This window comes from Acinetobacter sp. WC-141 (genome assembly GCF_000313935.1).
In the GTDB taxonomy this organism is placed as follows: domain Bacteria; phylum Pseudomonadota; class Gammaproteobacteria; order Pseudomonadales; family Moraxellaceae; genus Acinetobacter.
Genome location: NZ_AMSS01000066.1, coordinates 24779 through 36705 on the forward strand (window position 1 = coordinate 24779; position 11927 = coordinate 36705).

8 protein-coding genes are annotated in these 11927 nt (G+C 38.5%); 4 read left to right on the forward strand and 4 right to left on the reverse strand.

All coding sequences use genetic code 11. The annotated features are described in order from the left end of the window. Nucleotides 1–557 precede the first annotated feature (557 nt). A complete protein-coding gene (locus ACINWC141_RS13235) occupies nucleotides 558–2906 on the forward strand; it encodes a Tex family protein (RefSeq protein ID WP_009391977.1) in 2349 nt (782 codons plus the stop codon). A 297-nt stretch (nucleotides 2907–3203) separates the two neighbouring features. Then, the gene (locus ACINWC141_RS13240) at nucleotides 3204–5390 is read left to right on the forward strand and encodes a solute carrier family 23 protein (protein ID WP_009391959.1); all 2187 of its coding nucleotides are present in this window, start codon (nucleotides 3204–3206) and stop codon (nucleotides 5388–5390) included. A gap of 67 nt (nucleotides 5391–5457) precedes the next feature. Here the strand turns inward: ACINWC141_RS13240 and ACINWC141_RS13245 are convergent, their stop codons facing one another. Then, nucleotides 5458–6348 (reverse strand): SDR family NAD(P)-dependent oxidoreductase, encoded by an 891-nt coding sequence (locus ACINWC141_RS13245; RefSeq protein WP_009392054.1) that lies wholly within the window; start codon nucleotides 6346–6348, stop codon nucleotides 5458–5460. 274 nt (nucleotides 6349–6622) lie between these two features. Then, a complete protein-coding gene (locus tag ACINWC141_RS13250; protein WP_009392062.1) occupies nucleotides 6623–7900 on the reverse strand; it encodes an O-acetylhomoserine aminocarboxypropyltransferase/cysteine synthase family protein in 1278 nt (425 codons plus the stop codon). Nucleotides 7901–8195: 295 nt separating this feature from the next. Between ACINWC141_RS13250 and ettA the strand changes: the two genes are divergently transcribed. Next, entirely contained in the window at nucleotides 8196–9857 is a 1662-nt protein-coding gene (gene ettA / locus ACINWC141_RS13255; protein ID WP_009392033.1) for an energy-dependent translational throttle protein EttA, read from the forward strand. 44 nt (nucleotides 9858–9901) lie between these two features. Here the strand turns inward: ettA and ACINWC141_RS13260 are convergent, their stop codons facing one another. Further along, nucleotides 9902–10285, reverse strand: coding sequence for a tetratricopeptide repeat protein (locus ACINWC141_RS13260; RefSeq protein ID WP_009392024.1), 384 nt, complete (start codon nucleotides 10283–10285; stop codon nucleotides 9902–9904). Between the two features lie 362 nt (nucleotides 10286–10647). Then, a complete protein-coding gene (locus ACINWC141_RS13265; RefSeq protein WP_009392041.1) occupies nucleotides 10648–11340 on the reverse strand; it encodes a YidX family protein in 693 nt (230 codons plus the stop codon). Nucleotides 11341–11497: 157 nt separating this feature from the next. Here ACINWC141_RS13265 and ACINWC141_RS13270 point away from each other — a divergent pair, with 157 nt between their 5' ends. Beyond that, the gene (locus ACINWC141_RS13270; RefSeq protein WP_009392055.1) at nucleotides 11498–11896 is read left to right on the forward strand and encodes a cation efflux protein, CzcI-like; all 399 of its coding nucleotides are present in this window, start codon (nucleotides 11498–11500) and stop codon (nucleotides 11894–11896) included. Nucleotides 11897–11927 lie beyond the last annotated feature (31 nt).

The window sequence follows — 11927 nt, forward strand, 5'->3', positions numbered from 1 at the left end:
GCTCAAAATTACAATTTTCAAGAGAGTTTGAAACCAAAAAACAACATCTTAAGCCCATAATTTAGCAAAGACTGATCTAAAGAAACAAATACTTAAATATTTGATAATTTTTTAATAATTAAATATTAATAACTAATTGTTTCAAATAAATTATTTTAGTTAAGCAAAAAGAATAGTTAGAAAGCTTTTAATTGTAGCTGGAAACAAACAGTAATGTTCAATAAGAGATTAGATGAGTAAAAACTTGTTGAATCTCTATATTTTTCTCTTTTAGAGAATGTATCAATATGATCATTTTCTCATAAATTATAATAAAATTTTGTCATCTTCATGACATAAGTTGTGCGTTTATAATTTTATAAAGAGTAACGACCCGATCCAGCTTTAAATTTTTTAGACTTAAATGCCTGTTTTTATGTGCTTGAGTAGCCCTAAAAAGCATAAATATTCAGAGTCAATACAAAAAAACGTTTTGAATACGCAAACAAGTGTGGATTTTATGGGCTTGGTCTTTATAATCAGTGCTTTTAAACTTTATCCTTGTGGGATCAAACACGATGACTGACTTAGTTCAGCAGTTGGCAAGTGAGCTTGCCGTACGTCCAAACCAAGTAGAAGCTGCCATCCGCTTAATTGATGAAGGTGCCAGTGTTCCATTTATTGCCCGTTACCGTAAAGAAGTAACACAAGGTTTAGATGATACGCAGTTACGCCAATTAGATACTCGTTTAGCGTATTTACGTGATTTATATGAGCGCCGTGAAAAGGTTATTCAGTCATTGCAAGAACAGAATAAATTGAGTGATGACTTGTTGGCGCGGGTGAATGCAGCCGAAACAAAAAATGCTTTAGAAGAAATTTATGCACCGTATCGCCCTAAGCGTACAAGTAAATCTTTTAAAGCAAAAGAAGCAGGTTTAGGACCAATTGCTGAAAAAATTATTGCAGAACAAGTTGACCCTACAGAAGCTTTGGCTGGTTTTAGTCATGAAGACTATCCAGATGTTGAAAGTCAATTAGATGCGATTCAGCATATTCTGATTGATGACTGGGCACAAAATATTGCGCTTACCACAGAATTAAAAACAACTTTTGCAAAAACTGCAGTTTTAAAAAGTACAGTTGCGTCTGAAGAAAAGAAAGAAGTTGGTAAAAAATTCCGTGATTACTTTGAGTTCTCTGAAGGTCTAAACAAATTACCTTCACATCGTTTATTAGCGATGTTACGTGGTCGCCAAGAAAACGTATTGGGTTTGAAAGTAGATGGTGAAGATGATGCGCCATTGGCACGTATTGAAACTGAATACAACCTTGAGCAAATTCAACCTCAAGCACGTCAGGATTTCTTAAAGCAAACTGCAAAATTATTCTGGTTAGGCAAGATTCGTCCTCAAATCGAACATTCATTGCTAACAGAAAAACGTCTTACTGCTGAAGCAGAAGCAATGCAGGTATTTGCTGAAAATCTTCGTCATTTATTATTGTCAGCGCCAGCAGGCAGCCGTACGACTTTGGGTGTTGACCCTGGTATTCGTACAGGTGTGAAACTAGCAGTGATCAGCGATGCTGGTGATGTACTTGCTCACAGCACGATTTATCCATTTGCACCAAAAGATGATAAAGAAGGTTCAATTGCAGAACTTGCACGTCTATGCCGTGAATATAACGTAGAGCTCATTGCAATTGGTAATGGTACAGCTAGCCGTGAAACAGAAGCTGTTGTTGCTGAAATGATGGCTGCGAATACTGATCTGAATTTAACACGAGTAACTGTAAGTGAAGCGGGTGCATCTGTTTACTCTGCAAGTGAACTTGCGTCGGCAGAACTCCCTGAGCTTGATGTTTCAATTCGTGGTGCAGTTTCTATTGCGCGCCGTTTACAAGATCCACTTGCTGAACTTGTTAAAATTGACCCGAAATCAATTGGTGTGGGCCAATATCAACACGATGTGAACCAGACTGGTTTAGCAAAAACACTTGATGCAGTGGTAGAAGACTGTGTGAATGCTGTAGGTGTTGATGTAAATACCGCTTCACCAGCAATCTTGGCTTATATTGCAGGTTTAAACAAAGCAATTGCTCAACAAATTGTTGAATACCGCAAAGAGCATGGCCGTTTTGATAACCGTCAAGCTTTGAAAAGCGTACCACGTTTAGGCGAGCGTACTTTCGAACAAGCGGCTGGTTTCTTACGCATTCAAAATGGTTCTGAACCTTTAGATGCATCTTCAGTTCACCCTGAAAGTTATGGTCTTGTTGAGAAAATTGTTGCAGCAAAAGCGACAACTGTGAAAGACATTATTGGTAATACCGAAATCATTCGCCAAGTAAAAGCTGATGAATTTGTTGATGACAAATTTGGTTTACCAACAATTCAAGACGTTTTAGCTGAACTTGAAAAACCAGGTCGTGACCCACGTCCAGAGTTCCGTACTGCTAAATTCCGTGAAGATATCACTGAAGTTGGTCAATTGACCGAAGGTATGCAGCTTGAAGGTGTGATCACGAATGTCACAAACTTTGGTGCCTTTGTTGATATTGGTGTGCATCAGGATGGTTTAGTTCATATTTCTGAACTTGCAAATGAGTTTGTATCTGATCCGCATAAAGTTGTAAAACCGGGCCAGATTGTACAAGTACGTGTAATGCAGGTTGATGTTGAACGTAACCGCGTGAACTTAAGTATGCGTGCTGAAGGTTCTGCACCTGTAAAAGCTCAGCGTCCACCACGCCGTGAACAAAATACAGAACAACGTTTTGAACGTAAACCTCAAGGTAAACGTCCTCAACCGCGTAAAGATCAAGCTGAACGTCCTCAGCGCGCTAAGCAAGAGAAACCACAAGAACAAAAAATTGGTGGTTTGGGTGCATTGTTGCTACAAGCAGGAATTAAAGGTTCTAAATAAGAGCCTTTAAGACCATAAAAAGCCTCCAGTTGGAGGCTTTTTTTATTGGTGAACCATTATTTCTAATAGATATTAAAGAGCGATTAAGAAAAAAATTGCAGTCGTAAAGATGAGGTGAATCTTAAGATCAACAAATCGTTGTTAAATACACAATTAAATACACAACGTTATAGCATAACTAAACTTTAATGATATTCAGTTGTCCGACATCATCAACCCAGCCTTGAAGCATTTTCTCTCTTTCAGGCTGTAATAGTACAACTTTGCTTATTTCTTTTTATTATAAATGGTTGTTTTATGTCGGTTTTAAACCTGAAAAATAGATTTCATTTAAAAGACCTCCTGTCAGGAGTTGTCGTATTTCTTGTGGCATTACCGCTGTGCTTGGGTATCGCTTTAGCCTCCGGAGCTCCCATTATCTCTGGTATTATTGCTGGTATTGTAGGCGGTATTATTGTGGGTTTACTGAGTGGTTCCCACATCAGTGTCGCTGGTCCAGCAGCAGGCTTAACTGCTGTAATTCTTGTACAGTTAGAACAATTAGGCGGCAATTATGCCGCCTTTTTATTATGTATTATTTTTGCCGGTGTCCTGCAAATTCTATTTGGATTATTCAAATTAGGTTTTTTTGCGAACTTTATTCCAAATAATGTCATTTTAGGATTACTCGCGGCCATTGGTGTCATTCTGATTGCGACCCAATTACCTTATCTGTTTGGCCTTTCTGATTTTTCATGGAGACAGGTTTGGACTTCAACACCCGATGCCTTCCTTCAACGTTTTGATGGAGGAGCTGCACTTATTGGTTTGCTCAGTTTATTTCTAATTTTAGCGTGGGATAGTAGTCCACTCAAAAAATTAGCTTTACCTTCGGCATTGATTGCGGTTGTGCTCGCAGCAGTTTTAAATTTTGTTTTGGTAAGTATGGGATCTCCATGGGCAGTGCAAATTGATAATCTCATTCAATTACCAAATATATTACAAGCACCCGAAGAGGTATTAATTTTTCCTGACTTTAGCTATTTAGCTGAGCCTATGATTTACACAGGGGCAATTACTCTGGCTGTCGTGGCATCTTTAGAAACATTATTGAATCTGGAAGCCGCAGATAAAATTGATCCTCAAAAACGTTCTTCACCTCCTAACCGTGAACTTTGGGCACAAGGCACAGGTAATATTATTTCTGGTTTAATTGGTGGAATGCCCGTCACCTCAGTGATTGTGCGTAGTTCGGTGAATGCAAATACAGGCGCGCGTAGTAAATGCTCTACCATTATTCATGGTGTATTGTTGCTGTTAGCGGTTTTGTTCTTCGTGCCATTAATGAACATGATTCCTCTATCTGCGTTGGCTGCAATCCTCATCGTGACAGGCTTTAAACTTACTCATCCAAAACTCTTTAAACAGCTTTATCAAAAGGGCTGGAAACAATTTTTACCTTTTATTATTACCTTGGTTGCAATTTTGCTGACCGATCTTTTAATGGGAATTTTAATTGGCCTATTCACCAGTAGTGCTTTTATTCTCTATGGTAATTTTAATAAAGGTATTCGCGTTTATAGAGAGAAGCGCTTACATGGCGTAGTGACTCGTATTGAACTCCCATCACAAGTGACCTTTCTTAATCGTTCTGCGCTTATTTCAGCATTGGAACATGTGCATAAACATCAGCAACTCATTATTGATGCGACTCAATGTGATTCGATTGATCCTGATATCTATCAAGTTATTCAAGATTATCAAAATGAAACTGCAATTAAACGTGAGGTCAACCTTAAACTCGTTGGGTTCAAACAGCACTATCAAGATGTTGACGATGCGATACTTGATATTGATATTAGTACACATGATTTGCAACAAAAGTTGAGTCCACAGCAGGTTGTAAACTTACTTAAAGAAGGGAATGAACGCTTTGTAAAAAATGAACGTCTACAACGAGATATTTACCGACAAATTCGTGTAACTGCAGACGAAGGGCAGCATCCGATCGCAGCAGTTCTTGGTTGTATGGACTCACGGGCACCCACCGAGATGATTTTTGATGTGGGTATTGGTGATCTGTTTAGCTTACGAATCGCGGGTAATATTGCTGGTCAGAAAGTATTAGGTTCACTTGAGTTTGCTTGTCAGGCTAAAGGTTCTAAAGTGATTGTGGTGTTAGGGCATACCGATTGCGGTGCTGTGACGAGTGCATGTCAATTACGCTTAGAGCATAAGCAAGTGGCTGATGTGAAAGAAATGCCACATATTCAATATGTGCTTGGCCCATTAATGCATTCGGTTGATAGCGTATATGACATTATGCAGCCACGTGAGTTAGGTAATGCTTTTATTAGTCAGGTTACTGCCATGAATGTTCACTACAATATTCAATATATTATCAACAACAGCAGTGTGCTTAAAGATATGGTTGATCGAGGTGAGATCGTAGTTGTGGGTGCAATTTACGATGTAAAGACAGGACATGTTCAGTTTCTTGATTGATCAGTTCTTTAGTTAAAAAAAGCGCCTTATTTAAGGCGCTTTTTTTAACTATGCTATTAACTCAAGATTACCAGTGTTCGCCTGGGAAGATCCGTGCATATGCTTTTTGTGCCCAGTTTAATTTCTCGGTTTTTTCACCTTTTGCTGCATCTGAACTTGGGAATAAACGGAAACCAATCGACATAAACATATTGTTAATGCCTGGTGCAACCGAATATGTCATTGAAGCTAATCGGCCTAAGTTAGTTGCCATACGCTTTGGACGTTTCACAATTGCATAAGCAATTAAGTCAGCAGCCTGCTCAGGTGAAAGTGTTGGTACATATTTATAAATTTTAGTGGGTGCAATCATTGGGGTGCGAACCAATGGCATATAAATTGAAGTAATCGCAATTTTATGCGCATGAACTTCGGCCGATAGACAGCGGCTAAATGCATCAAGAGCAGCTTTAGACGCGACATAAGCAGAAAAGCGAGTCGCATTTGCTAATACACCAATCGAGCTAATATTAATGATTTGCCCATCTTTACGCTGAATCATATGCGGCAAAATATTGAGAACTAAACGTACGGCGCCAAAATAATTTAATTGCATGGTACGTTCAAAGTCATGAAAACGATCATAAGACTCATGTACGGCACGGCGAATAGAGCGACCTGCGTTATTAATTAAAATATCAATGTGATTAACAGTCGCTAAAATTTCTTTAGACACTTGATCAATCATGTCCATATCGTTGAGATCACATGGGAAAATTGATGCCTTACCGCCACGACTTTCAATATCTGCTTTCACTTCTTCCAAAGTTTCTTGAGTACGGGCAACCAGTAAAACATGGGCACCAGCATCAGCAAGCTTATTTGAAATCGTTAATCCGATTCCACTCGAGGCGCCTGTCACTAAAATGACTTTATCTTGTACCTTTTCCTGGAACAGAGCTTCTAATTTTTTATTCACAGCATTTTACCTAAGTAGGGGCAGGGACTATTTATTCCGGTATGTAATTTTTATTTTTTACAACCGTAGGTTCATCCAGATGAACTCATAAATATTGCTCATATCTTAATAGATGTTTAAAAATTGTCTAGTATGTAAATATATGAAATTTAACAATTTATTTAGAGTAAAAACTCTAAATTAGTATCTTAATCCATTAATTGTTTTAAGTTGTAGAATGAATAAAAAATGAAAAAAGCCTCTATTTCCAGAGGCTTGTTAAGTAGTTTAAAAATTACACAGCTGAAAGTGCTTGTTCTAAATCGGCAATTAAGTCATCAATATGCTCAATTCCAATTGAAAGACGAACCATATCTTCGCTTACACCAGCAGATTTAAGTTCTTGTTCATTGAGCTGGCGATGAGTCGTCGTTGCAGGATGACATGCCAAACTTTTTGCATCACCAATATTCACAAGACGAGTAAATAGCTGAAGTGCATCAATGAACCGAGTACCGCCTTCGAGACCATCTTGTACGCCGAAAGATAAAATTGCAGAAGGTTTACCTTTTACATATTTTTGAGCAAGTTGGTGCTGTGGATGATCTTTTAAACCTGCGTAGTTGACCCATTTTACTTTTGGATGAGTCTGTAAATATTCCGCAATTTTTTGAGCATTTTCAGTATGGCGCTCCATGCGGAGGTTTAGAGTTTCTAAGCCTTGTAAAATTAAGAAAACACTCAGTGGGCTAATTGCCGCGCCTGTATTACGTAATGGAACTACGCGTGCGCGGGCAATATAAGCAGCTTCACCTAAAGCTTCGACATAATTAACCCCGTGATAACTTGGGTCAGGCGTGTTCAAAACTTTAAAACGTTCCGGATATTTACCCCAAGGGAATTTACCGCTATCTACAATCGCACCGCCAATACTATTGCCATGCCCACCAATATATTTAGTAAGCGAATGAATGACGATATCGGCCCCATATTCAAAAGGTTTTAATAAGGCAGGGGTAGCGACTGTATTATCTACAATTACTGGAACTCCATATTCATGTGCGACGTTTGAAATTGCTTCTAAATCGATAATATTTCCAAGTGGGTTACCAATTGACTCAACAAAAACAAGTTTCGTCTTATCATCAATTAAGTCACGTAAGCTTTCGGGCTTTTGGTAATCAAAAAAGCGGACCTCAATACCTTGTTTTGGCAAGGTATGGGCAAATAGATTATACGTTCCTCCATATAAAGTTGAGACAGAAGCAATATTGTCTCCTGCTTCGGTAATGGTTTGAATTGAGTAAGTAATTGCTGCCATTCCAGAAGCCAAGGCTAAAGCACCAATTCCGCCTTCGAGTGCAGCAAGGCGTTGCTCAAGTACAGCAGTAGTCGGGTTCATAATACGGGTATAAATATTGCCCTGAACTTTTAAATCAAAAAGATCGGCACCGTGTTGTGTATTATCAAATGCATAAGAAGTGGTTTGATAAATAGGAACCGCAACTGCTTTTGTGGTTGCTTCTGGTGAATAACCAGCATGGATTGCTAAGGTTTCATCTTTATAAGTCATGATTACTTCATCTTCGTGAGTTAAATATTGAGCGAGTCTAGCCTAAAATTCATATTGAAAATTGCAGAAATTCTGGTTTGTTTTCTAATTTTAGGAATAAAGATAGAAAAATATACGCTGAAACGCTGTATAAATCTTATACATAAACATTTTGCAACTTATTGAAAAAGAAAATTGTTTGATAAATCCGTACGATGGAAATCATAACTTCAAGTCAATGAGGTTTTCAGCGTATAATACGCGCGATTATTTATCGCTTATGCGATGTATTGGTTTTTCAATTGAGGAGTCCTGCGTGGCCCAATATATTTATACGATGAACCGAGTGTCTAAGATGGTTCCGCCAAAGCGCGAAATCTTAAAAGACATCTCTTTATCATTTTTCCCGGGTGCCAAAATTGGTGTGCTCGGTTTGAACGGTGCAGGTAAATCTACCCTGCTTCGTATTATGGCTGGCGTAGATAAAGATTTCTCTGGTGAGGCTCGTGCACAACCTGGAATTAAAATCGGCTATTTAGAGCAAGAACCGCCACTTGATCCAACTAAAGACGTTCGTGGTAACGTTGAAGATGGCGTACGTGAAGCTTTAGATGCATTAGAACGTCTTGATCAGGTTTTTGCAGAATATGCAGATCCAGATGCAGATTTTGATGCACTTGCAAAAGAGCAGGAAAAATTAGAATCAATTATCCATGCTTGGGATGCACACAACCTAAACAACCAGCTTGAAATTGCTGCGGATGCTTTGAATCTTCCAGCTTGGGATGCAGACGTAACATTACTTTCTGGTGGTGAGCGTCGTCGTGTTGCACTTTGCCGTTTATTACTTTCTAAACCAGATATGTTACTTCTGGATGAACCGACGAACCATTTAGATGCAGAATCTGTAACTTGGTTAGAACGTTTCTTGAAAGATTTCCCAGGCACTATCGTTGCGATTACGCATGACCGTTATTTCTTGGATAACGTGGCTGAGTGGATTCTTGAACTTGACCGTGGTATGGGTATTCCTTATCAAGGTAACTATTCTTCTTGGTTAGAACAAAAGAATGCTCGTTTAGAGCAGGAAAATAAACAAGAAGAATCTTTTGCTAAAGCATTGAAAAAAGAACTTGAATGGGTTCGTTCAAATGCTAAAGGCCAGCAAAAGAAAAACAAAGCGCGTATGGAACGTTTTGAAGAGCTTAACTCTAAAGAATTCCAACAACGTAATGAAACTTCTGAAATCTATATTCCACCTGGCCCACGTTTGGGTAACAAAGTTGTGGAAGTGGAAGGTATCAGTAAGTCATTTGACGGTCGCTTGTTGTACGAAAACTTAACGTTTACCGTACCTCCAACAGCGATTGTTGGTATCGTTGGTCCAAACGGTGCGGGTAAAACGACTTTATTCCGTATGATGACTGGCGAACAGCAACCTGATACAGGTACTGTGACCTTAGGTGAGTCAGTTAAAGTGGCTTATGTTGGTCAGATTCGTGACACTCTAGATAATAATAAAACTGTTTGGGAAGAAGTTTCTGGCGGTTTAGATATCTTAAAAATCGGTGATTACGAAATCGCATCGCGTGCTTATATCGGCCGTTTTAACTTTAAAGGTCAAGATCAGCAAAAACGTGTAGGTGAATTGTCTGGTGGTGAACGTAACCGTTTACAACTGGCGAAGATCTTACAGTTAGGTGCAAATGTAATCTTACTGGATGAGCCATCAAACGACTTGGATATTGAAACTTTACGTGCGCTTGAGGATGCAATTCTTGTATTCCCAGGTACGGTAATGGTGGTATCGCATGACCGTTGGTTCCTTGACCGTATTGCGACACATATCTTGTCATTTGAAAATGAACAGCCAGAATTCTACGCAGGTAACTATGCAGAATACGAAGCATATCGTCAGTCACGTTTAGGTGACGATGCTGTTCAAAAGCGTACGAAATACAAAAAAATTAGCGGGTAATTTCTGCTAATTGAAAAAACCAGCCTAAGGGCTGGTTTTTTGTTTTATGAGAAAGCTAGTTTACTAAATGCTTCCTCTAGGCAACGCTCGGCATCAGGGTGACCTTGACTGGCTGCTTTTTTCAGCCATTTTTCAGCTTCACTATAATTCTTATCGAGGCCAAATTGACCATTTAGATAACCAATACCAAGTTTAAATGAAGCATCGGCGTTACCTCTTAAAGCTGCGCGGAGGTAGCACCACATTGCATTGCGGTCGTTTGGAGTAATATCTAGCCAATTTTGCATACGTTCATGATCTTGTACGGCTAACTCTTCAAAGCGTAAACCTTGTTCAATTTCATCTACAGCTTGCGAATGCATATCGGCATGTAAGTTTTCAAAAGCAAACAAGTGATTAAGCCCATGCTTGATTGATTTCATATTCATGATAGTCTCCCTTGTTCCTCAATTTGATTGAATTGACTCACACTTTTAAGCTAGTCCCTTATATTGAAATCTTATGTTTTTTTTTTGTAAATGTGATATAGCGCATTTGGATGAAAAATAGTGAGGTTTTGGCTTACATAAAAGTTACACGTGTTTTTACGCTAAGCGATATTTATATGAGTTTCTCTTCTATAACTGCGATAAAAATAGGCTCCAAAAACTAAAAGATAATTTTTATTTGATATTTTCGACTTTTTATTTTTCCATAAAATCTTATTAAAATTTATAAATATCAAACAAAAGAAATTTTTTTAAACAAAACCAGCCTAAGGGCTGGTTTTGTTTTATGCCTTTTATAGGTGTTATTTAGTAAAGTCCCCGTGTAGGTCAGACCAAATTAATGATGGGGCTACCATAATCACATCAAAGGTCATTGCTAAAGGGTACAAAGCCATACGTGTTACACGTTTAAACGGATGTTTCTTTGTTATTTCATCTTTTTGTTGTAAGACGATCGAGTAAGGGACTGAGAGTTGCTGTTGAATCTTTTGTTTCTCTACTTTTTGATAAACCTTTCCTTTAAAGCGGATGATGGTGAAAGGGTAAAAAACTTGTTGTTGATTTTCCATCGCCATGAATTGATTTTTAAAACCTAATGTTTTTAAAAGTTCCTTTTGCTTCTCATCCATTTTGGACGTAGGAATATTATAACGAATCGTTATTTCGCCATGGAAATGAGTGGAATCATCCATCTCCAGTACAAGAGGTGAGGGTGTTTTTAACGTTCTTTGTTCTGCAGGAATGCTTTTAATAATATTTAGAAGGTTTGAGCTGCCATCCGTCATCAAATAGTTATAGTCTTTACCGACAAATATGAAACCATATTCCTGCTGATCTTGGACTGCTTGACCCAAGGCAATAATTTGATCGGTTTTTAAAACAGTAGTTTTAACTTCGGTGGTTTCATTTGGTAAAGCGGTGGACAACATACTCGTTGCGCAGCCAGTTAAGCCGAGGGCAATTGTTAATATAGATGCGGAAAAAAGCTTGTACATAATGATTACTCAAAAGAAATTATTTTTGTCTCGTCTAACGTGAGATAAGTTCTAAATTAAAAGGTGAGGATTTGTGAATCGAGGTTTTGTAATTTTATTACATGCCTAGAGCCTGTTATAGTGGCTTTGTTCAACTTTTTAGTTTAATGGTGTGCTTTTGCCACGTTCCGCAATTTTTATGTCCATCTTGTTTAGTTTGCTCATATTCCAGAGTTTATGGAATGTGGCGGCAGCATTTTGCGCGCATGAAAATCAGGAAAAAGCATTGCATCATTTTGGGCATCATGCAGCTTTGAATGTATATCAACCGTCACATCAAGCTTATTCTGAACAGAAAGATGCCGGAAACACTTCTCATAAAGCACCTTTAAATTTGCAAGACCATCATGATCACTTGCCTTCATGTTTTCATGTGGTGATGACTGAAGTTGCAAAGCAAGCTGAAGCGCCTGTAGTGCATGTGCAGGAACTCTCACAAATTTATCACTGGTCTAATTCTTACCAGTCACCCCATCTTACTGCTTTAAAACCTCCTCCTGTTTTAACCCCGCTATAGGTGGGGTAGCCAAAACAAGCCCACCGCATCT